Origin of the sequence: Rickettsia endosymbiont of Nabis limbatus, assembly GCF_965196655.1 — a bacterium.
Classification (GTDB): domain Bacteria; phylum Pseudomonadota; class Alphaproteobacteria; order Rickettsiales; family Rickettsiaceae; genus Rickettsia.
This window is the reverse complement of the sequence record NZ_OZ239771.1, coordinates 1,760,293-1,783,669: the sequence shown is the minus strand read 5'-3', so window position 1 is coordinate 1,783,669 and position 23,377 is coordinate 1,760,293. Positions and strand designations below refer to the sequence as shown.

Genomic DNA, 23,377 nt, shown 5'->3' with positions numbered 1-23,377 from the left:
TATAAAGTAAAGTCCTCTTTAAAAAAAAGGGGGCTTTTTTATTTAAAATAATTTTAAAAGAAGTGTATAATGATACGAAGAAACATAATTTTTTAGTATGATTAAACTTCTATATCCTAAATTTTGGCAAAAGCGAAATATTATAGCTTATATATTATTTCCTATAAGTTTAATGTACCAATTTCTAGGTTTTTTGCGGCATGTTTTTGCACGTCCCGTTATATTACCTGCTAAAGTTATTTGTGTCGGTAATTGCAGCGTAGGCGGTACCGGTAAAACGCAGATAGTTATGTATCTGGCTAATTTACTGAAGACCCAAAATATAGATTTTGTTATAGTTACTAAAGCTTATGGTAGTAACCTTAAAGAAGCAACTATTGTAAAAGCAGAGCATAGTACTCTAGAAGTAGGGGATGAGTCTATAATACTTGCAAAGTATGGAACGGTTATTGCCACTAAAAATATTAAGCAAATTTTACCTCTAATTCGTGAACTTAAGCCAAGCATAATAATAGTTGATGACTTTCTACAAAATCCTTATTTTCATAAAGATATCACTATAGTTTCTGTAGATAGACAAAGGCTTTTCGGGAATGGATTTTTAATTCCTGCAGGTCCATTACGAGAATATCCTAATAACGCTTTAAGTGTTGCTGATTTAATTTTTTTAGTGGGTAATAATTCTGATGAAATACTGCCTAGTTTAGCTTCTTATGCGAATAAATTAATACAGGCACAAATAATAGTTTCAAGCGATATAGACAAAAATAAAAATTATTTTGCTTTTAGTGGTATAGGTAATCCTGAGCGTTTTTTTCTTACTCTAAAAAATTACGGCTTGAATATAGTAGGTTACAAAATCTTTCCAGATCATCATAATTATTTACAAGCAGATTTAGAAAATTTATCTCTACTTGCTGAAACAAATAATGCTACTCTTGTTACTACAAGAAAAGATTACGTTAAGATTGGCGATTCAAGTGATATTATTATATGCTTAGATGTAGAACTATCTATTAATAATCCTGATTTACTTTATGAAAAAATTTTTAAAAAAGATTAGATATCTAATTGAGTATGCTGTTGTTGTAATTTTTTTGAAGATAATTGGCATATTTGGTGTAGATAAAGCAGCAGATATTTGTAGTTTTATAGCTCGCAAAATTGGTATATTATTTGCTGTTAATAAAATTGCCAGACGAAATATTAAAGCTGTTTTCGGCGATGCATTTGATGTAGAAAAAACTATAGATCAGACTTGGGATAATTTCGGCAGGTTTGTAGGTGAGTTTGCTTATATTAATGAAATGGATGAGTTAGAACTAGAACGCCGAATTGAGATAATAGGTTTGGATAATATTAAAAAGCTAAAAGGACAACCTTTTTTGTTCTTTACTGGTCATTTTGCTAATTGGGATATTGCTGTTAAAATTATTCATAAAATTTATCCTAAATTTGCTGTAATTTATCGTAAAGCTAATAATCCTTATGTTAATAAGCTGATTAATGAGAGTCGTGCTAGTTCTAAGCTAAGACTTATTCCTAAAGGACCAGATGGTAGCAGAGCTTTAGTTAGAGCAATTAAAGAGCGTGAATCTATTGCTATGCTTGTTGATCAGAAAATGAATGACGGCATCGAAGTGCCGTTTTTAGGTTATCCTGCCATGACTGCTAAAGCTATTGCTAAAATAGCTTTACAGTATGGATATCCGATTGTGCCATGTCAAATTGTTAGGACTAAAGGTAGTTATTTTAAGTTAATAATCCATCCAAATTTAACCTGGGAGCAAACAGGCGATAGTAAAACAGATTGCTATAATATCATGCTTAATATCAACCAGATTTTAGGGGATTGGGTTAAGCAAAATCCTAGCCAATGGTTTTGGTTTCATAATAGATGGAAAAAAATATAGTGAATTAAGAGACGTCATTGCGAGTGAATGTAAGGAGCGTGGCAATCCAGAAAAAATAGTAAAAATGCTATAAGCTAGCATTTTTATACTGGATTGCGTACGTACAATTACTTCGTAATTTCCTTAGCTCAGTCGGAAAAACTAATCCACGCGGGCAATGCTTTCCCGCGTAGGCAGGAATCTAGGAATAAAAAAACTTAAATACGTTAAACCTCTAGCACTAAAAGCTCGATTCATCTCGCTTTTTTCTAGATCCCGTGGTCAAGCCACGGGAGGCATTGTTGCGTGGATCGGAAAATGTCCTATATGTCATTCTTAGCTAAAAGCAGGAATCCAGGAAAAAAAGCATAAATACAGCAAATTTTTAAAAATGATACTCCTCGCAGCTCTGCTGCGAGGAGTATCATTTGAATATTTAGAATAGAATTTTATGAAAATTAAGTATAGTAATTTTTTTACTGAAAGTAAAATAGACAAAACTTACACTATGTTTGGTTCTAAATATCGTAAAGATGGAGAACGAAGCTGTTGTTGCATATAGTCATCTAAAAGCCCTAACTTTATTTGGTAGACCGTTTTACCTATTTTATTTGCAGTTCTTTTGAGAAAAGCCCAAACTAGAAATGCACAACTAATGTGATTACGTTGGATACGCTGTTTTCTGCATTGGTAACGTTCTATACCAGTCAGTTGCTTAATTTTTCTATGCATGCTCTCAATTACCCATCGCAAGCCAAACTCATCTTGTGCAGCTTTAGAAGATTTTTGAGTTTTGTTATTGGTAACAACATAATCAACTCTGTTGGTAGAAACAGTAAATTTAAACAAATTAACATGCTTATTTTTGGCAAATCCTTTTATATGAATCTCCATTCCATTCTTAATTTCTTCATCTAAAAACATCAACTTGCTAACAGCTTTATAAGGCTCGTAATCACACGTTTTACTAACATTTCTATTGGCTTTAATAGGGGCATAATAATATTTGCCCAAGGAGTCAACATGTTGCATAATTTTGTGTGTAGCATACCATGTGTCAAAAAGTACAGTTTGAAAAGGAATCTTTTTACTATAAACAGCATTATTGAACATCTTTAGTAGGTGATCTAGTTTCGTCGCTCCATCATGATCAGGTGAAAAAATGCGATAATCTATTACCCAAAACTTATCAATATCGGGGTTATAATATACAAGACTCACTACTCCTATACCGGTAGTAACTCCACCTGTAGCTCCACTATACTGCGATCTAGCAACCTCTATTTTCTTTGTGTTCCTTTTGTTTAACACCGTATCATCAAATATTGTATATCCGTTAGATGAAAAGATAACATCATTCTTAATGTGTTCCCATAACAAAGAAGGAGTATATTTTTCATTTTCTAAAAATCTATTAATAACATCATGGCTACATTTCTTGGCATGTTCAGCGTAGTAGGTTAAACTATAATTCTTTTGGCTAATTGTTAAAAATTGACAGTAATCTGTTCTATTAATTGGTATTGCTTGCAATCTGTTCCTCTTTGACATGTTTAATTATTCTTACAATAATTTATCACTCTTCCACTCATAGCGTAAGTTTTGTAGAAGAAATTGACAATAAAATAGAAGAATTATTTAAAGAAGCAATAGCAGAATTAGGATTTAGCAATACTGAAAAAGATTCTGAAGAAGAAATAGATTTATCTAAAGACCAAGAACAGAAAGTAGTTGAATTTATAGTAAATAAAGAAATAGCTAAGGAAGAAAATACTAAACATCTTTGGATGGCTATTAATGATATTAACCTAACTAAAATAAATGAATTAGAAAATAATATTGATGGTAAGGAATATGCAGAAATCTTAATCACTTCATTATTATTAAATTCAATAATTCGTAATAATAAAGTTATTAAATTTCTGCTTACGGAAATTGAAATATCTCAATACCCTACTTTAAAAGCAACGATAATTCCGGATTTCTTAGAGCCTGTCTTGAAAAGATATAAGAAATAATTTATATTGTCAAAAAATAATAAAGTAGGAATATGTATCCCAGTGATATAGTGGAAGAAGAAAGGATACATTTAGCTCCATTTGTTGGTCCTTGCAAGATAGGACGGTCACGTAAACATAATATAAGAGATATAATTAATGGCATTCGTTACGTAATTAGGAGTGGTTGTCAGTGGGGATTATTACCTAAAGATTTTCCCCCATGGCAAACAGTATATGACTATTATTTACGTTGGCGTAAGAATGGTAGATGGCAAGAAATACATGATAGATTAGTCCAAAAAGTAAGGGAGAAAGAAAGTAAGAAATCCACTCCTACTGTAGGGATTATAGATAGTCAGTCTGTTAAGACTACCCAAAAAGGGGAGCTAGAGGATATGATGCAGGCAAGAAGATTAAGGGTAGGAAACGCCATATAGTTACAGATACACTTGGTTTAGTATTATCATGTGAAGTACATTCAGCAGGTATACAAGACAGAGATGGTACTAAAAATGTAATAATCAAGGCAAAAGCAAAATATCCTAGTATTATCAAATTTTTTGCAGATAGTGGTTATGCTGGAGCATTACAAATTTGGTGTTTTTTAACTGTAAGAGCATTACTGACAATTTCTCGTAAAATTGTTGATCAAGTGGGGTTTAAAGTGATTCCCAAGCGTTGGATAGTTGAACGTACTTTTGGCTGGCTCAATAATTTTCGTCGTATGAGTAAAGACTATGAGCATAACTATAAAACTTCTGAACATATTATTTATATCAATATGATTACACTTATGCTTAAAAAAAATTGACTAAACCTTAATTTCAAGACAGGCTCTTAGTTTCTAAAGAGTTTTTTGAGATGCACTTACCTCCCCATATACAAAACTTGATTTCTCCCGAAAAGCTGAAAATGGAAAAAGATAGTTTTGTAGATAAAAGACTCAAGAAATCTATAGTAGATATTTTATTTTCCACTAGGTTTGGAGAGAAAAAAGGTTACTTGTATTTACTTTTAGAACATCAAAGCACGCCTGAGTATGATATGGCTTTGAGGTTATTTCGGTATATGTTTAAAATTGCTGAATACCTTAAGAAATCAACGAAAAGCAAAAAGTTTCCTTTCATATATCCTTTGATATTTTACAATGGTCAAAAGAAATATAATGCTCCACTAAATCTATGGGAATTATTTAAAAATAGTGAATTAGTAAAAGCTACATGGAGCGGTGATTATCAATTAATGTCATTGCTAAAGTAAAAGGGACCAGTAAATTGCACGAAAAAGGGACCAGAGAATTTGGTGTAACCTAATAAGGTTATAATGTGCAATATTCACTAGATAATTAATTAAAATAAATATCTAGTGATACAATGATAAGAATAAATATGTACACAACAATTATCACCCTTTATAAGCAAGGCAATAGTCAAAGAAATATTGCCAAACTAACGAGAATAGACCGTAAAACAGTAAGAAAAATAGTAAACCGTTATGTAGAGTCTGGTACAGAATCTCCTGCACCCTATGAACGATCTTCAGCACTGGATTCTTGGCACGAACAAATAATTGAGTTATTAGAAAAGAATCTAAGTTACATAAGAATTTTTGAAGAGTTAAAAATTCAAGGTTATACAAAAAGTTATGGTTCGCTAACCCGTTATATCAAAAAATATAAGATACAAAATAACAGTTGCATTCGTTTTCATACTTTAGCAGGAGAGGAAGCACAAGTAGATTTTGGTGACATAGGCTTACAGTATAATTCTAAGGGGCGTAGAGTTAAAGCATATGTATTTAATATGCGTTTAAGTTATAGTCGCCTTGATTATTATGAAGTAGTGTTTGATCAAAGTTGTCAAACATGGATACAATGTCATATCAATGCATTTAATTATTTTGCTGGCAGTCCAAAAGTAATAAAACTTGATAATCTTAAAGCTGGAGTGGTAGATAGCAATTTCTATGAGCCCGTATATCAGAAGGAATACAAACGTTTAGCTGATCATTATGGAATTTTACTTTCTCCTTGTCGTGTATATCAACCTCAAGAAAAAGGCAAAGTAGAATCAGGAATAAAGTATGTCAAAAATAATTTTTTTGCTGGACGTAAATTTCATAGATATGAAGAATTAACACATGATCTTGCTAACTGGTTAAATAAAGCAAATAACCGAATACATGGTACTACTAAAAAAATTCCTCAGGAACTATTTGAGCAAGAAGAAAGTAATAATTTAATGCCTTTACCATTAGAAACGTTTGATTTGTCATCGTGGCATAATCGAAAAGTAGCAAAAGATTGTCATATCACCATAGATAATAATTATTATTCCGTACCGGCAAAATATATATACAGTGAGGTACTGGTACAATTATCACCAAAACTTGTTCAAATATTTTCTATCCAAAATGATTTAATAGCAAGGCACGTTAGAACAGATGGCAAAGGAATATTTACCACTAATCCGTCTCATTATGCCAAATATAAACGTCTATGCCCAGGTTTTATAGAATATAGTGAACATTATCAACAACAAATGCAGCAGATAGGAAATAATTGCAGTTTATTATTAGAGTTATTACAACAAACACGAGTAAATGATTGGCAACGTTGTGCTAGAGGTATTATTTCCAGGAGTTTCGCACTTAGAGCCTGTCTTGAAAGTGTATTGAGAACAAAAACAATACACTAATTCATAGCAAGCAGTTTACAATTTGTATAAAAAAGCAGTAATTTTGCTAAAAATTGTAAATTTTTTGATACATCAAACAGTGCTAAAGTAATATGTTGCAGTACTATTTAATGAGCATATTCGTCTTTCAAGATAGGCTCTTAGCAAAGAATATGGTAATCTAGAGAAAAATAGTTTTAGATAAAAATGACAAGATCAAAATGTAGCAAAGATTTATATCAATCGTTTTTACAAGCAAGTAGTGTAAGATATACTGGCAAAGCATTATCTGAAGTAAGCCCAGTAGATCTATCGCACGATAGTGCAAGTCGATGGTTAAAGAGTAAAGATTTTCGCCCTAGCGAAATCTATAGCAAAGTGTCAAAATATCTTGATCTAGAGGAGCCTTGTTTATTAGTAGGAGATGACACCTTATTGTCAAAGCAATACAGTAAGAGGATCGAGCTTGTAAAGTATCAATATTCTGGGGCTGTACATGATGTTATACCTGGTATAGGAATGGTAAACTTACTGCATTACAATACTCAAATTGATCAATCTACTCCTGTAGATTATAGAATATATGATAAAGAAACTGATGGCAAAACAAAGAACGAGCATTTTTGTGATATGCTTACTTTAGCTAAAGAAAGAGGTATCAATCCTGATGCCATAGTCATGGATGCTTGGTATAGTGGTTTGGATAATTTAAAACATATACGTAATTTAGGTTGGATATGGGTTACTAACCTAAGAAGAAATAGAAAAGTTAATCGTAATGTTAGCTTGGACACTTTGGAGATTCCCGATGAAGGGCTAAAAATTCATCTACGTGGATACGGTTGGGTAACGGTATTTAAGTTTGTGGCAAAAAATGGTCGCATTGATTACATAACAACTAATTTAGAAAACCCTACACGTGAGCAAATAGAGAAAATTGTTAAGGCACGTTGGTCTATAGAAGTTTATCATCGAGAATTAAAACAAACTTGTGGTATTGAAAGCTGTCAGGCACGCACGGGTCGAGCTCAAAGAAATCATATTTGCCTTGCTGTATTGGCATGGCTTGATATGAACAAAAGGAGGATAAATGAAAAAATTACTTTATATCAACAAACTTGGGAAGTTATAAAAACATCAATTCAGAATAACATTAGATGGCTTCTAACTGATATGCAATTTTCCTAAGTGCGAAACTCCTGATTTCTTTACGTAAGGTTTACAATGATGAGTTAATAGATAAAGCTTGTCATAGAGCATTACATTACGGTATAAGTTCTTACTCTAAAATTAAAAATATCTTAAATAGTAATGCAGTAAACTTACCATTGCCAGAGTTTGGAGGTCAGAATGCAGAACTTGCTTAATGACCTACGTAGTTTTAGATTATCAGGTATAGTCAATAGCTTAAATGAAAGGATTATTTATGCTCAAAATAATAAACTAGGATTTAAAGAATTTCTCTCACTATTATGTGAAGATGAAAAATCTCACCGTAAGGATAATAATTACCGTCGTCGTAAAAGTGCTGCTAAATTACCAGTCACTAAAAATTTAGAAGACTTTGATTTTCAGTTCCAACCAAGTATTGATGCCAAAGTAATAAGTGATTTATCTACTTGTGATTATATTAATACTAAGGGCAATGTCATATTCATAGGTAATTCTGGAACTGGCAAAACTCATCTTGCTATTGGATTAGCATTAAAAGCTTTAACACGAGAATACTCTGTATATTTTACTACGGTATCGGATATGCTTTATAATTTACATATTGCAAGAGCAGATAATAGCTATCACAAAAAAGTTAAATTACTCTTATCATTTGACTTATTAATTCTTGATGAGTTAGGTTTTAAGCAATTACCAAAACATTCAGTAGATGATTTTTTTAATATTATTGCTAAACGATATGAAAATAAATCTACCATTATTACCACAAACAAGGATTTTGAAAGATGGAATGAAATATTTGCTGATGAGTTATTAACTCATGCAATTATTGATCGAGTAGTACATCATGCACATATACTAAACATCACAGGTAAAAGTTATCGTATTAATAACTATAAATTTGGAGGTCATTTGACATAAAAATTTTTACATATAGTGGTCCCTTTTTCGTGCAATTTACTGGTCCCTTTTTATTTGACAATGACAATAGGTCCACATTTACCACTATTAGTACTGATATTCAATTCTATTTTGGATCAGTGTGATGGCCTTTCTTTTGTAGATTCAAGTAGTATAGAGGTATGTAAGAGATACCGTATTTCAATGAATAAAGTGTTCGCCGGCATAGCAGCACGCAGTAAGACAACAAAAGGTTGGTTCTATGGACTTAAACTACATCTAATAATTAATAGAGCCGGTGGTATAGTTAAAGCATCTTTTAGCCCTGGCAATAAGGATGATAGAAAACAGCTGGAACTGATGATCAAAAATCTTTTTGGTAAAGTATTCGGAGATCGTGGTTATATTTCACAACAATTATTTCAACAACTTTTAGAGCAAGGAATTTTTATGGTAACTAGGGTAAAGAAAAATATGAAAAATAAACTTATGTCTATGTTGGATAAAATATTATTGCTTAAAAGAGCATTAATAGAATCTGTGTTTAGTAAAATTAAACTATTGGGGAAGTTTGAGCATTCAAGGCATAGATCAGTTACAAATGCCTTTGTGCATATGGTTGCAGCACTGATAAATTATCAAATGTCTGATAATAAACCTTCTATTACATCTCTCTTGATATGCTAAATCCTATGCTATATTAATTCGAAACTCGCGTTAATATATCATTTAGTAACACCGGCAAAGTATAGAAGAGTAATATTCAATGAGGAACTAGACGATTATTTATGTAAAATTTGTGAGGACATAGAGGCTCGTTATGAAATTAGATTTTTGGAAATAGGAGTAGATAAAGAACATGTACATTTTTTACTACAGTCAATACCAATGTATAGCCCAACAAAAATAACTCAAATCATAAAAAGTATTACATCTAAGGAAATGTTTAAGAAATATCCAAATCTTAAAGAAAAATTATGGGGAAGTGAGTTTTGGAGTAAAGGATATTTTATGAGCACAGTATGTAAACATGGTGATGAGCGGAAATTACGTAATTATGTAAAAAATCAAGGTTCAGGCAAACCTTCTTATAAAGCATTTCAACAAAAACAGTTAAAACTTTTTGGATAGATACCTCGTAGCTCTGCTGCGAGGAGTATCATTAAACTGTTCAAAATAAACTAATTTATCTAGATTATATTTCATAGCAAATCCTTTTATTATTTTTTGTTTGTGTTGCCACACACGTTTTATAATATCAGAAGTTACTCCAATATATACTACACCTTTAAGTTTATTTGAAAGTATATAAACTTAATATTCTTTCATTTTTATTTTTTAATTACCAAATATATGAGCAAGTCGACATTGCTGTATAGATCAGCTCTATTTCTGTCACCCCGTGGCTTGATCACAGGTTCTTGTGCCGCAGATTGTGTCCTGAGATACCGCGATCAAGCCGCGGTATGACAATATCTTTTCTCCTTAGCCTCAACACATCTTGCCATGGTTACAGAATTTTTACTAATAACGTCAGTCATGTAATAATTAATAGGTTTGGCAGTTATAGGCTCATCTAATATCTTATCCTTAGAGCTAAATTTAGCAAACTTATTTTCTATAATCTTACCGATATCAGCAAATATGGGATATTCTTTAACAAGCTTTGTGCGTACTTCCTGTAAATCACTTACCCCAATATCCACTTGCAAATAATCAGCCAGCTCTTTAATAATTGCTATATCTTCTTTAGCTTTCCCTACAGGTGATACTGCCTTTTCGGCTATTTGCGGTCTACCTTCTAAATTCACGTAAATTCCACTCTGCTCAGTATAAGCAGCTGATGGTAAAATAACATCCGCTTTCGTAGCCCCAATATCCCCATGATGCCCTTGATATACTATAAAAGTTGATTTGAGCTTATCAAAATCAACTTCATCTGCTCCAAGTAGATAAGCAAGTTCTATATCCTTTAATTCATTAGCTCCAGTATTAAAACCAATATCAAGCCCCCCAACCATCGATGCATGATTATGAAGCATATTAAAGCCTTTCCAATCATCACGCATGATATTATATTTATCGACCATTTTATGGATCAGCGATAATATAACATATCCATCATTTCGCCCATAAACACCATCACCTATTATAATCATCGGATATTTTGCTGCTTTTAGTTCTTCTGCAAATTCATGCTTACCGGAAACTAGCTCTTCAATTACCTTGAGATCACTTCCTAAATCCTTAATTTTATAGGTTTGGTTATGTCCATCTCCTATTCTTGCTACTTTTAATGAACCTACTCGGACTCTTCCGCCTATTCTACTATTTAGAACTGGTGCTATCTGCCTTGGATTTGCTCCGATTAACAAGCATAAATCGGCTTTTTCAAGCCCCGCTATAGTAGTATTAAATAAGTAATTTCCTCGCTGCGTAGTGTCAATTTTATAATCAAACTGATTAACACTATAATTATTACAACCGATTTTTTGTAAGAAAGTTTTAAGCATAAACATTGCTTCAACGGAAGCAAGAGCCCCAGCAAAAGCAACAATTTTTTCTAGCTTAATAGACTTAATTTTATCAGCTATTGCCTTTAAAGCTTCACCGAAGCTTGCAGGGACTAATTTACCATTTTTTCTAATGTAGGGCTGATCTAAACGCTGATATTTTAGACCATCATAACTAAAACGATTTTTATCTGAGAGCCACTCTTCGTTAATTTCCTCATTAACTCTTGGTAATATTCGCATTACTTCGTCGCCTCTGCTATCAATGCGGATATTCGAACCTTCAGCATCATGCACACCAATACTAGCGGTATGTTTTAGCTCCCACTTACGAGCTTTAAAAGCATAAGGTTTGGAATTAAGAGCTCCAACAGGGCAAATATCTATCATATTGCCGGAAATTTCAGAGTCCAAAGTTTGCTCTAAATAAGAAGTAACTTCCATATGCTCACCACGATGGATAGCCCCTATTTCTTCTATTCCGGCTATATCATTGGCGAATCTAATACATCTAGTACATTGTATACATCTGGTCATCGCTGTTTTAATCAGCGGACCCATATATTTATCTTTAATAGAACGTTTATTTTCGTGGAATCTATTAGTGCCTTTACCATATTTAAAAGCCTGATCCTGCAAGTCACATTCACCACCTTGATCACAAATAGGACAATCAAGAGGATGGTTAACAAGCAAAAATTCCATCACTCCCTCACGGGCTTTTTTCACCATTGGCGTATTAGTATGAATAACCATACCATTACCCACAGGCATTGCACAAGAAGCTATCGGCTTTGGTGATTTTTCCATTTCAACCAAACACATACGGCAATTACCAGCAATTTTTAACCGCTCATGATAACAAAAATGTGGGATTTCTTTACCGGCTTTTGTGCAGGCTTGATAAACATTAGTACCCTCCGGCACTTCTATTTCTTGACTATCTATCGTAAGTTTTATCATCTTTACTTAATCCAATAAGTCATAGGATTTGGATATGCTTGATCTTCTATCATATATTTAAAGCCGATAGCAATGCGTAATATATACCAAACAGCTAAAATAAAATATAATACTACGCCAATAATAATAAACGTAAATATAAAACATACAATCCATGCAAGAACGCTAAGGCAAAAAGTACGAAATAAGAATATATAATGGCTAGTGGCAAAATTATCGCCTTTATCCTTGTTGAGATATGCAAAAAACACACCTATTAAAGGTAATATCGGCGCTACTATTCCACATAAATATAATATATATACTACTATTAAATTTTTCTTACCACTTTCGGTATATTCCTTAAGTTGTTTATCCATATTTTTACCTTATTATTTCTCTATTTCTAATTTCAACTTTTCTATTTCTTCTTTTGAAAGCTTAGTATATTTAATTATTTTTTCTACAGGTTCATTATCTTGTAGCATTTCTTTTGCTATTTCTATATTTCTTTCAGCTTTCCCTTCATTAAATTTACTTTTTTGGTTTAATTCCTCTGTTTGAGCAGCAAGCATAGCTTTAATATAATTATCATATTCTGCTTCACTCCAATTAAATTGTTCAATAGTTTTATAAGCTGACAATACTATTTCATCTTTAGTGTGTTTCGGTGGCTCTTTAGCTTTATCAAACTTAGCCATCATATATAACCAATCATCTTCTATTGTCCCAAGCTCATGTGCTTCCTTTTTAAATTTATCAAGTTCTACAAACACGTATGATAAGCACTTAAGTTGATTCTTACCATTACCAACATTAATAGTTTGATGATAACTAATACACTCTTTTTCTTCAGGCAATGCCTGAAATCCGGAAGTAATTACTATCATCACTACAGGAGCAAGGTCAGCATAGTATTTTCCCCTTTTCAATTGTGAAGAAAAAGCTATGCAACCATAAAATTGTACCCTTGCTAAAAAAGCATCGGCATAGCCATTTTGCATTTCAACAATATAAATATTGCCGGAATTATCTCTTACTTTTACGTATACTATACTTCTTTTATTCTGTCCTAAATCCGGTACTTGCTCGTTTGAGATATATTCAAGATCAATAATTCTTAACTCTTCCGGTAATCTCATTATATTGTTGAGAAAACTGATTAACCTTGCTTTGTCCGTAAACAATTTTTTAAAAGCCACATCATTCGTAGGGTCTAAATATCTTTGCATATTACTTTAAATTCTCTACCACAAAATGCATAATACTGCCATGCTTTATATAATTTATCTCATTATCTGTAAATATTTGCAATATTAAATCAATAGTTTGCGTTTCACCATTTTGTTTTTTTATAACACATTTAATTGGATTATAAGGTTTTATATGCTCATTTAAACCTATAATATCAATAAATTCTGATCCGTCTAATTTTAAATCAAAACGAGTCATATTATTTGTAAAAATTAGCGGCAATACTCCCATACCGACTAAATTTGAACGATGTATTCGCTCAAAACTTTCAGCAATAACAGCCTTAACACCTAGCAACTGCGGACCTTTTGCTGCCCAATCTCTTGACGAACCACTACCATATTCTTTACCAGCAAAAATTACCGCAGATACACCATTTGCTTTATAATCCATTGCTGCATCATAGATAGTTTGCTGATTGTTTTTCAGCTGATTTATAGTAAAGCCCCCCTCTACTCCGCTGCACATTTCATTCTTTATACGAATATTGGCAAATGTGCCACGCATCATTACTTCATGGTTTCCTCTGCGTGATCCGTAAGAATTAAAATCAAGAGGCTCTATATGATGATCTGTTAAATATTTAGCAGCAGGGCTAGTTTTACTTATACTTCCTGCAGGTGAAATATGATCAGTAGTAATAGAATCACCAAAAATTGCTAAAATTCGTGCAGATTTAATATCTTTTATACTATTCTTACTGCCTATATTTTCAAAATAAGGCGGATTGTTAATATAAGTACTGCTTTTATCCCAAGCATAGGTAGAGCTACTAGTTACCTCTAAACTTTGCCATTCTTTAGTTCCGCTAAATATGTCGGAATATTTTTCTACAAACATAGATGAATTAATGGAATTTGCAATTATTTCGTCTATTTCTTTTTTACTTGACCAAATATCCTTTAAATAAATATCTTGGTCTTTGTTATTTTTCCCTAATGGATGATTTGTTAGATCAATATTAAGGCTACCGCTAAGAGCATATGCTACGACTAAAATAGGCGAAGCAAGATAGCTAGCTTTAGTAAGCGGATTAATTCGTCCTTCAAAATTTCTATTGCCCGATAAAACAGAAGCAACAACTAATCCGTTTTTGTTAATAGTATCTTCTATTTCAGCATTTAAAGGTCCTGAATTACCGATACAAGTAGTGCAACCATAACCGACCAAATAAAATCCTAATTGATCTAAATATTGATTAAGCCCGCTGCTTTTCAAATATTCCGTTACAACTTTCGAGCCAGGAGCAAGCGAAGTTTTAACCCAAGGCTTAACTTTTAATCCCTGCTCTATCGCTTTTTTAGCAAGCAAAGCTGCCCCAATCATCACAGAAGGGTTAGAGGTATTAGTACAACTAGTAATCGCTGCAATCACCACATCACCATTACCAATTTCGTAATTCTGATTTGCTACAGCATGTTTTGTATCAATACTTATATTATTTGAAGAAAAAGTCGGCAACTCTTTCTTAAAACCACTTGCTACATCACCTAAATTTACCCGATCTTGCGGACGTCTTGGACCTGCTAGCGAACTTGTCACTTCAGATAAATCCAACTCTAAAATATCAGTATATTCTGCTGCATGGTCAAAATTGCACCATAAATCTTGAGCTTTGGCATATTCTTCTACTAGCTTGATCTGCTCTTTATCTCTACCTGTCAGCTCTAAATATTTGATAGTTTCCTGATCAATCGGGAAAAAACCACAAGTAGCACCATATTCAGGTGCCATATTAGAAATGGTAGCACGATCGGCAATTGTCATAGCTCTAAGCCCTTCGCCATAAAACTCAACGAATTTACCTACTACTTTTTTCTTTCGGAGCATTTCAGTAATCTTTAAGACTAAATCGGTGGCAGTAGCAGTACCTGTTAACTTACCTGTTAGCTTTACGCCGATTACTTCCGGCAGAATCATAGTAAGCGGCTGTCCAAGCATTGCAGCCTCTGCTTCAATTCCACCAACTCCCCAACCAAGTACCGACAGCCCATTTACCATGGTTGTATGGCTATCTGTACCAACTAAACTATCAGGATAAGCCACACCATCGCTATGCCACACGACTTTTGCTAAATACTCTAGATTTACCTGATGGCAAATACCTGTACCTGGCGGCACTACCTTAAAATTATCAAATGCTTGCTGTCCCCACTTCAGAAACTGATAACGCTCTATATTACGCTTCATTTCCATACTTACGTTCTTATCAAACGAGCTATCTGATGCATAAGAATCGACACTAACCGAATGATCTATTACGAGATCAACAGGGATAAGCGGATTAATTTTTAGCGGGTCACCACCTATCTTCTTCATTGCATCACGCATAGCAGCAAGATCAACTATAGCCGGTACACCTGTAAAATCCTGCATCAAAACCCTTGCCGGCATAAAATCTATTTCCGCATCGGATTTTTTATTCTTTAGCCATTCTTTGAATACCATCAAGTTTTGTTTTGCACCGGTACGTAGCACATTCTCAAACAACACTCTCAAACTATATGGCAGTTTCTTTAAAGGCAAATTGATATCACTTGCAGCTTTATTTATGTCGTAAATTTTATATGAGATATTATTAACTGATAATTCTTTAAGATATTCTGAATTATGCATCTTTTGCATATTTTCCTCGTTTGATATTCGTTATGATGTCATTCCGTGGCTTGTACCTGTGGGGTCTTGGACCACCAGACTGTATCCTAAGATCCCGCTACAAGTGAGTTAGATAACAGCTTATACCTAACCTTACCTCAAAACGTAGATTTTTAAAACAAATTAATACCGATATGGAAGATATTTATGTAGATTTTTGAAGAGTAGTGAGTTTGTTAGTTATTTCTGCTTCACTTAAAGTTGTAACGTTAGTAGCCGTTTCTGTAGCAATGTTAATATAACTTCCTGTTACTTCAGTTACACTATTAGCAATAAGATAAGTAATTTTCGGCTTGTGCATATCATCTATGTAAATCTGGACTAATCCGGCTTTTAGGCTAACAATCATTGGAGCATGACCTTGCAATACGCCAAATTCACCCTCTTCACCTGGAAGTGTTACCATTTTAGCCTGCTCTTCAAAAACGATATTTAAAGGCGTAATAATTTTAACGTTAATTGTTTCGTTCATAGGATAATTAGTTTGGTGTCCCCCGTAATCGGTTTTGTTGCATGGCTTGGTTTTTTCGTCATTGCGAGGAGATGCATAGCATCGACGCAGCAATCTCAGGACATTTTCACGAGATTGCCACGCTCACTTTGTTCGCTTGCAATGACGATTTAGAAGCCACGCAACAATACCAGTCAAGTCGTGGGCATTATGCTTTTAAATTTTTCGCCTTCTCTACAGCCTCTTCTATAGTTCCAACCATATAAAATGCGGATTCCGGCAAATCATCATATTTACCTTCTGTAAGGCCTTTAAAACCTGCTATGGTATCGGCTAAATTAACAAATTTCCCCTCAGCTCCTGTAAATACCTCAGCTGCATGGAAAGGTTGCGATAAGAAACGCTGTATTTTTCTTGCACGTGAAACTGTCAGCTTATCTTCTTCAGATAACTCATCCATACCTAGAATAGCAATAATATCTTGTAAAGATTTATAGGTTTGTAATATTTGCTGTACTTTTCTTGCTACATTATAATGCTCTTCCCCAACAATCATCGGATCAAGCACCTGAGAAGTACTATCTAAAGGATCAACTGCCGGATAAATTCCAAGCTCTGCTATCTGACGGCTAAGCACCGTTGTTGCATCTAAATGTGCAAAAGATGTTGCCGGAGCAGGATCGGTTAAGTCATCTGCTGGCACGTATATAGCTTGTACAGAAGTTATTGAACCATGCTTGGTAGACGTTATACGCTCTTGTAATTCACCCATATCGGTTGCAAGAGTCGGCTGATAACCTACTGCTGAAGGAATCCTGCCAAGTAACGCCGATACTTCTGAACCTGCTTGCGTAAAACGGAAAATATTATCGACAAAAAACAAAACATCCTGACCTTGGTCCATATCTCTAAAGCTTTCCGCAATAGTAAGACCGCTAAGAGCAACTCTTGCTCTTGCTCCAGGTGGTTCATTCATTTGCCCGTAAACCAAAGCAACTTTTGATTTTTCAGGTTCTTCGAGATTAATAACACCTGAGTCGATCATTTCATGATAAAGATCATTACCCTCTCTAGTTCTCTCACCAACTCCAGCAAATACAGTATAACCACCATGAGCTTTCGCAACATTATTAATGAGCTCCATTATAAGCACGGTTTTACCAACCCCCGCACCACCAAACAACCCGATCTTACCGCCTTTAGTATAAGGAGCAAGTAAATCAACAACTTTAATACCAGTTACTAATATATTACGATCAGTTGATTGCTGAGTAAAGCTAGGCGCAGATTTATATATAGACGAAATGCTTGAGCCTTTAATCTTTCCTTTGCCATCAATCGGCTCACCTACTACATTTATAATACGCCCTAATGTTTCAAGCCCTACAGGAATACTTATAGGATTACCGGTATCTACTACTTCCATACCTCGAGTTAACCCTTCAGTTGAATCCATAGCAATACAACGCACTGTATCATCACCTATATGCTGGGCTATCTCTAGCACTATTCTTTGCTTATTGTTATAGCATTCAAGAGTATTCAAAATCGGCGGTAATTTACCTTTATTAGTAAATTTTACGTCAACTACCGCTGAAATAATTTGAGTAATTTTCCCGCTATTCTTTTTCATTTTTTTCTTTTGTTATAATTACCTAAAATCGTTATTATGGAATTAGAAGTAGGACGAAGATCAACTTCAAAAAGAGCAAGGAGTCTAAAGCCCTCGGAACGGAGCGTATACTTAATACGTGAGTACCGCAGAACTTATAAGACGACGTAGCCAATTTTTGAAGTTCATCGAGTCACACAGCCTCCGAACCCGCTATAATCTCTATCAACTCCGTAGTAATAATTGCCTGTCTTGATCTATTTAATTTTAACACTAGCTTATTAATTATATCATGAGCATTATTTGTAGCATTTTCCATAGCAGTCATTCTTGACCCTTCTTCACTTGCTCTATTTTGCAATAGGGCATAATTTATTTGTGAATTAACATATAAATTTATTAAGTTAGAAATTAGATTTTTCCCCTCAAATTCATAATTAGCTTCCTTAACTTCTGAATCATCATGATATTTTTCTACCGGTAAAATCTGCTGCTTTGTCATGATTTGAGTCATAGCATTTTTAAATTTATTGAAATAAATAGTACAGTTACTGATCTCTAAATTATAGGCTGCTGACATAATTTTTTCCTTTATTTGCCGCATTAAGTTTTCATCATGGACTTTTGGCAACTCAAAATAACTATCAATATAACTCGCATATTGTCTTTTTAAAACTTCATAACCTTTTTTCCCGATAATAATAAGCTTGATTTTTTTGCCTTTACTTTTTAAGTTTTCAATATCACTTTTTACTTGTTTAATTATCATATAATTAAACGTTCCGCACAAGCCACGCTCAGACGTCATAACTATTAGCAAATTTGCTTTGTTGGTCTCTGTATTGAAAAATTTTTGTGCTTCTATAGGAAAGTCATAAATATCAGCAGATAATACAGTAGACATCATTTTACTAATAGCTTCAACATAAAAATCTGAATGAGCTATTTGATTTTTTATTTTTGTCAATTTAGAAGCTGAAACTAATTGCATAGCTTTAGTAATCTTCTGCGTAGATTTAACGCTTTTAATTCTAGTTCTTAGCTGTTTTAAATTTGACATGAAATTTTTCTTTTAATTCTTCTATGTCATTCCTAGCAACGACGGGAATCCAGGCTTTTTTATTGTCACCCCATGACTTGTTCACGAAGTCCAAAAAATAAATAAAAATACTAATATTATTAGTATTTTTAACTGGATACCGTGGTCAAGCCGCGGTACGACACAATCACCCTAATTAGTTTTAATAAAATCTTTAGCAAAATTCTCTAAAAATGTTTTTAATTTCTGTTCATTTTCTTCAGTGATACGCTTCTCACTTTTTATTGACTCTAAAATATCTTTTTGATTTTGCTTTATCTCACTAAGCATTTTTTCTTCAAATTCCTTAATTCTTTCTATGGGTATATTAATTAAATATTTTTTAGTTCCAGCATAAATACTTATTATCTGCTCTTCGACTGAAAAAGGATGATATTGTGCTTGTTTTAATATCTCAACAAGCCTTTTACCATGTTCGATTTGTGCTTTAGTGGCAGAATCTAAGTCTGAACCAAATTGTGAAAAAGATTCAAGTTCTCTAAACTGGGCTAGTTCAAGTTTTATCGAGCCTGCCACCTGCTTCATAGCTTTTATTTGTGCAGCAGAACCAACACGGCTTACCGAAATCCCGACATTAACAGCCGGTCTTATACCTTTATAAAATAGCTCACTTTCTAAGAAAATTTGACCGTCAGTAATAGAAATAACGTTTGTTGGAATATAAGCAGATACGTCACCTACTTGGGTTTCGATTATAGGAAGTGCCGTAAGTGAACCGCCGCCTTTTTCCTCTGACATCTTAGCGGCTCGTTCAAGTAATCTTGAATGTAAATAAAACACGTCACCAGGATATGCTTCACGTCCAGGTGGTCTTCTAAGTAATAGCGATATTTGTCTATATGCGACAGCATGTTTACTTAAATCATCATAAATAATAAGTGCATGCCTGCCGTTATCACGGAAATACTCACCCATACTACAAGCAGCATAAGGAGCAACAAATTGTAATGCAGCAGCTTCCGATGCAGTAGCCGAAACAATGATTGTATAATCCATTGCCCCAGCATCTTCTAATTTTTTTACTATCTGGACAACGCTTGATCTTTTTTGCCCTATTGCTACATAAATACAATAAATTTTATCTTTTTCATTATTTAGTGAATGAGCTTGTTTTTGGTTAATAATAGTATCGATAGCTATTGCTGTTTTTCCAGTTTGTCTATCACCTATTATTAATTCTCTTTGTCCTCTTCCTATTGGAATTAATGAATCAATAGCCTTTATACCGGTTTGCACAGGCTCAATAACACTAGTTCTATCGATTATCCCAGGAGCTTTCATCTCAATATGGCGATATTCTTTGCTTTTAATATCACCCTTACCATCAATAGGATTACCAAGTGCATCAACAACTCTGCCAAGCAAAGCAGTTCCTACCGGTACTTCTAAAACTTCTTTGGTTCTTTTAACCTTATCACCTTGCTGTACCTGATTATCATCACCCATAATCACAGCACCAACACTATCATTCTCTAAATTTAGAACGAGCCCTTTAACACCCGATTCAAATTCCACCACCTCACCGGATTGCACATTTGCAAGACCATAAATTTTTGCTATACCATCACCAACATTTATTACCTGCCCTACTTCTTCAAGCTCGCTTAAAGAATTAATATTAGCTATTTCTTTCTGTAATATTTCAGCTACTTCAATAGGTTTTAATTTCATATGGTTTATGTCTTTTAATATCTTGGTACAATAGTGTCATTCCTACGAAAGCAGGAATCTAGAAAAAAGCGAAATAAGTCGCACTTTTAATTTTAAGATTTTAGTATATTTGTATTTTACAATTGCTGGATTTCCGCCGTTGCTAAGAATGACATAAAGCCTAACCAGCAACCTTAATATCAACTTTCTTTAAACTTTTAGCTATCTTATCCAAACTACCTTTTATCGAACAATCTTGCAGTATACTATCATATTTGATCACGATTCCCCCTATAATAGTAGGATCTATTTCAAAATTTATTTTTGTTTCTTGTTTTAGTTCCTTTTCGATATTTGTTTTAACCCAGTCTTGTTCTTTTGGCTGCAATTTACTTGCAGAAATAACCTGCACTATTTTAATATTCTTGTTTTCATATAATAATTTACTATATATGTTTGCTATATCTGCTAAGATAGAAGTACGGGAATTTTTTATCAACAATAATAAGAAATTTTGCATTATTTTGCTGATTTTAATATTTTTTACCAGCGAATTAATCACGCCAATTTTATCAACTTTATTTACTATAGGGGAAGATAACAGCTCTTTGACCTCTATATTATCCTCAATAATGCTATTCACTAGATTAATTTCTTCTAATATCTTATCTTGAGTATTATCAGATTTAGCATTATCAAATAACGCAACTGCATAATTCTGAGTTAAAATATCTTTATTCATAGCTTAATACTTTGCACATTTTATGTTTATATTATTATATATCGGATAATATTTTATATTGCATTGATATTCTTTAGAATTTTCTAAAAGCTCTTGTATATCTATATTAGATTCTATTTGGTTCTTGTTAACCTCACTTACGTAATTCGCATCCAGCTTAGACTGGCTAACACATTTTGAACGCATTTCATTGTTGAAATAAGGAGTAAGAAAATAGGCTAACTTATAACATATAAAAGTCTTTTCTGTTGTAGAATAATTATTATCAAAGTCAAAATCAACTTGAAAATCTTTTGATAGTAACTCATAAACAATCAGAGTTTGAGATTTTAATGATAATTGATTCTCAGATTGAGTACTTAGCTTAGGCATCTTCCACAAAAGTACTAATAAAGAACTTACTACATATACTGTAAAAATTATTACCACAGCAGTAATTAAAATTTTTGTTATTTTATGTCTACTAAATGCACTTAGCTCTTTATAAAATAACGTTTTTTTAAGATAAGCACAACTGATTGCCATAAAAATTACCCCATAGCTACTTGCATATCTTTTAACACAACCTAAATCAATTCCACTAGGTGTGGAATATATCGTATTTGCCATTACTATATATAAATATAGTCTCCAAGCTAAAAATATAATAAAGCATAAAATGGCAGTAATTACTAAAATTAAGAAGCTTTTTAAATATTGAGGTTTATATTTATGTATGCTAATTCCAGTAAGCAACAAAATACCATAAATACATAAAAATGATTTTTTTCCTAACGTTTTAAAGACAATATTAACATAAGAGGATGTTATATTAATAGTTTTTGCTTCCTTATTAAATAATGAAGAAACAATTTTTACAAATTGATCTAGAGAATGCGGCTCTCTTCCTAGAGCTACGTGAGATTCAACATACATAAACCAAAGATAATTTGTTAAAAATGGTAAAATTAATAATATTATTAATACCCCAATTTTTACACTCAAGGACTTTAATTTTTCATTATCATCTATTAACAAATTACAAAAAATCATTATAGAAGCAAACCACGACAACCATAAACCTACTTCTCTAAATAACGGCATAAATAATAAAATAGGCATTACCATTAATAATGCTTTATATTTATTATCTTCCAATATGAAAATAACTAATACTGACGAAAAAATAAATGCTATCAAACCATCATTATAAATTGCTCGCAGTACAAAACTTTCTTGAACAGGAAAGAGCAAAACTAGCGATACTAATAAAATAGTTTGTACAAAATATTTATTTGCCATTAATGGTGCTAAGAATAGCATCTGTAAAATAAAATGACTTAACAATAAATCATTTTCAGAATAGCCAGGGAAGTATAACATAAAATAATGAAATATACTTGGACCCCGAGGATAATGTATATGAGAAGGTAGAATAGAGGTTAAACTATTTTGTGGGAATATATCGTTATAGCTTATCAATTCTTTAGTGTATACTGCCCAAAAAGCCAAATCATCCCATATATTGAGATAAGTAGTATGCAAAAAGAGATAATAACTAAAAGTAATAGCCGTTAAAACGCAAAGTTCTATTTTATACTGAAGAATGTTTGATCTTAATTCAGCAAATTTATATAAATCATATATAAGAGCTACTATACCTATAATAGTTATTAAGCAAGTGGCATAATATAATATTCCCGTTACAGAGCATAAAGTTAAGATTGCTACCAATATAGTAGTTACTATAGGCAAAAAAAACGTAAATCTAGTTTTAAATATATTAGCAAAAAATCCCGCTAGCCCCAAAATACTTAATAAAGGTAATATTATCATAAAT

22 protein-coding genes and 1 pseudogene are annotated in these 23,377 nt (G+C 32.9%); 11 read left to right on the top strand and 12 right to left on the bottom strand.

What is annotated here, in order from left to right:
* Positions 1-97: 97 nt before the first annotated feature.
* Positions 98-1,063 (top strand): tetraacyldisaccharide 4'-kinase, encoded by a 966-nt coding sequence (gene lpxK / locus ACOAL3_RS10300; protein ID WP_395477101.1) that lies wholly within the window; start codon positions 98-100, stop codon positions 1,061-1,063.
* Positions 1,038-1,913 carry an LpxL/LpxP family acyltransferase gene (locus ACOAL3_RS10295; protein WP_419235006.1) on the top strand — a complete coding sequence of 292 codons (876 nt, stop codon included), beginning with the start codon at positions 1,038-1,040 and terminating at the stop codon, positions 1,911-1,913. The genes lpxK and ACOAL3_RS10295 overlap by 26 nt, the downstream gene beginning before the upstream one ends.
* Before the next feature lie 480 nt (positions 1,914-2,393).
* Here ACOAL3_RS10295 and ACOAL3_RS10290 read toward each other — a convergent pair whose 3' ends face one another.
* Complete coding sequence (locus tag ACOAL3_RS10290) at positions 2,394-3,425, bottom strand: IS701 family transposase (protein WP_473198151.1); 1,032 nt, start codon at positions 3,423-3,425, stop codon at positions 2,394-2,396.
* 11 nt (positions 3,426-3,436) lie between these two features.
* Here ACOAL3_RS10290 and ACOAL3_RS10285 point away from each other — a divergent pair, with 11 nt between their 5' ends.
* The 9 genes and pseudogenes from ACOAL3_RS10285 to tnpA all read left to right on the top strand — a co-directional run bounded on the left by ACOAL3_RS10285 (position 3,437) and on the right by tnpA (position 9,771).
* Positions 3,437-3,910 carry a hypothetical protein gene (locus ACOAL3_RS10285; protein WP_419235004.1) on the top strand — a complete coding sequence of 158 codons (474 nt, stop codon included), beginning with the start codon at positions 3,437-3,439 and terminating at the stop codon, positions 3,908-3,910.
* A 32-nt stretch (positions 3,911-3,942) separates the two neighbouring features.
* Complete coding sequence (locus tag ACOAL3_RS10280) at positions 3,943-4,329, top strand: transposase (protein WP_419235003.1); 387 nt, start codon at positions 3,943-3,945, stop codon at positions 4,327-4,329.
* The gene (locus tag ACOAL3_RS10275; protein WP_419235654.1) at positions 4,305-4,703 is read left to right on the top strand and encodes a transposase; all 399 of its coding nucleotides are present in this window, start codon (positions 4,305-4,307) and stop codon (positions 4,701-4,703) included. The genes ACOAL3_RS10280 and ACOAL3_RS10275 overlap by 25 nt, the downstream gene beginning before the upstream one ends.
* Before the next feature lie 50 nt (positions 4,704-4,753).
* On the top strand, positions 4,754-5,152 hold the full coding sequence (locus tag ACOAL3_RS10270; RefSeq protein WP_419235002.1) for an Rpn family recombination-promoting nuclease/putative transposase: 399 nt from the start codon (positions 4,754-4,756) through the stop codon (positions 5,150-5,152).
* A gap of 128 nt (positions 5,153-5,280) precedes the next feature.
* The gene (gene istA / locus ACOAL3_RS10265) at positions 5,281-6,588 is read left to right on the top strand and encodes an IS21 family transposase (RefSeq protein ID WP_419234802.1); all 1,308 of its coding nucleotides are present in this window, start codon (positions 5,281-5,283) and stop codon (positions 6,586-6,588) included.
* A gap of 186 nt (positions 6,589-6,774) precedes the next feature.
* Positions 6,775-7,755 (top strand): IS701 family transposase, encoded by a 981-nt coding sequence (locus tag ACOAL3_RS10260; RefSeq protein WP_419234551.1) that lies wholly within the window; start codon positions 6,775-6,777, stop codon positions 7,753-7,755.
* A 162-nt stretch (positions 7,756-7,917) separates the two neighbouring features.
* Complete coding sequence (istB, locus tag ACOAL3_RS10255; RefSeq protein ID WP_419234522.1) at positions 7,918-8,661, top strand: IS21-like element helper ATPase IstB; 744 nt, start codon at positions 7,918-7,920, stop codon at positions 8,659-8,661.
* Between the two features lie 57 nt (positions 8,662-8,718).
* A pseudogene (locus ACOAL3_RS10250) lies at positions 8,719-9,327 on the top strand (IS982 family transposase); the annotation flags it as partial.
* Positions 9,328-9,771 (top strand): IS200/IS605 family transposase, encoded by a 444-nt coding sequence (tnpA, locus tag ACOAL3_RS10245; RefSeq protein WP_419235653.1) that lies wholly within the window; start codon positions 9,328-9,330, stop codon positions 9,769-9,771.
* Here tnpA and ACOAL3_RS10240 read toward each other — a convergent pair.
* The 11 genes from ACOAL3_RS10240 to ACOAL3_RS10190 form a co-directional block, all read right to left on the bottom strand.
* Positions 9,754-9,894, bottom strand: a complete 141-nt coding sequence (locus ACOAL3_RS10240) for a GIY-YIG nuclease family protein (RefSeq protein WP_419235652.1) — start codon at positions 9,892-9,894, stop codon at positions 9,754-9,756. The two genes, tnpA and ACOAL3_RS10240, sit on opposite strands and share 18 nt — an antisense overlap.
* A gap of 200 nt (positions 9,895-10,094) precedes the next feature.
* Complete coding sequence (gene nuoG, locus ACOAL3_RS10235) at positions 10,095-12,116, bottom strand: NADH-quinone oxidoreductase subunit NuoG (protein WP_419235001.1); 2,022 nt, start codon at positions 12,114-12,116, stop codon at positions 10,095-10,097.
* A 2-nt stretch (positions 12,117-12,118) separates the two neighbouring features.
* The gene (locus ACOAL3_RS10230; protein ID WP_395477022.1) at positions 12,119-12,475 is read right to left on the bottom strand and encodes a DUF4870 family protein; all 357 of its coding nucleotides are present in this window, start codon (positions 12,473-12,475) and stop codon (positions 12,119-12,121) included.
* 12 nt (positions 12,476-12,487) lie between these two features.
* Positions 12,488-13,327 (bottom strand): Rpn family recombination-promoting nuclease/putative transposase, encoded by an 840-nt coding sequence (locus ACOAL3_RS10225; protein WP_419235000.1) that lies wholly within the window; start codon positions 13,325-13,327, stop codon positions 12,488-12,490.
* A 1-nt stretch (position 13,328) separates the two neighbouring features.
* A complete protein-coding gene (gene acnA, locus ACOAL3_RS10220; protein WP_419234999.1) occupies positions 13,329-15,974 on the bottom strand; it encodes an aconitate hydratase AcnA in 2,646 nt (881 codons plus the stop codon).
* Between the two features lie 175 nt (positions 15,975-16,149).
* Positions 16,150-16,476 carry a F0F1 ATP synthase subunit epsilon gene (locus ACOAL3_RS10215; protein ID WP_419234998.1) on the bottom strand — a complete coding sequence of 109 codons (327 nt, stop codon included), beginning with the start codon at positions 16,474-16,476 and terminating at the stop codon, positions 16,150-16,152.
* 187 nt (positions 16,477-16,663) lie between these two features.
* Positions 16,664-18,088: a F0F1 ATP synthase subunit beta gene (atpD, locus tag ACOAL3_RS10210; protein ID WP_419234997.1), complete on the bottom strand. Its 1,425-nt coding sequence runs from the start codon at positions 18,086-18,088 to the stop codon at positions 16,664-16,666.
* A gap of 172 nt (positions 18,089-18,260) precedes the next feature.
* The gene (atpG, locus tag ACOAL3_RS10205; protein ID WP_419234996.1) at positions 18,261-19,127 is read right to left on the bottom strand and encodes an ATP synthase F1 subunit gamma; all 867 of its coding nucleotides are present in this window, start codon (positions 19,125-19,127) and stop codon (positions 18,261-18,263) included.
* Positions 19,128-19,298: 171 nt separating this feature from the next.
* The gene (gene atpA, locus ACOAL3_RS10200) at positions 19,299-20,837 is read right to left on the bottom strand and encodes a F0F1 ATP synthase subunit alpha (protein ID WP_419234995.1); all 1,539 of its coding nucleotides are present in this window, start codon (positions 20,835-20,837) and stop codon (positions 19,299-19,301) included.
* Positions 20,838-20,997: 160 nt separating this feature from the next.
* Positions 20,998-21,558, bottom strand: coding sequence for an ATP synthase F1 subunit delta (atpH, locus tag ACOAL3_RS10195; protein WP_395477016.1), 561 nt, complete (start codon positions 21,556-21,558; stop codon positions 20,998-21,000).
* Between the two features lie 3 nt (positions 21,559-21,561).
* Positions 21,562-23,373: a hypothetical protein gene (locus ACOAL3_RS10190; RefSeq protein WP_419234994.1), complete on the bottom strand. Its 1,812-nt coding sequence runs from the start codon at positions 23,371-23,373 to the stop codon at positions 21,562-21,564.
* Positions 23,374-23,377: the final 4 nt, after the last annotated feature.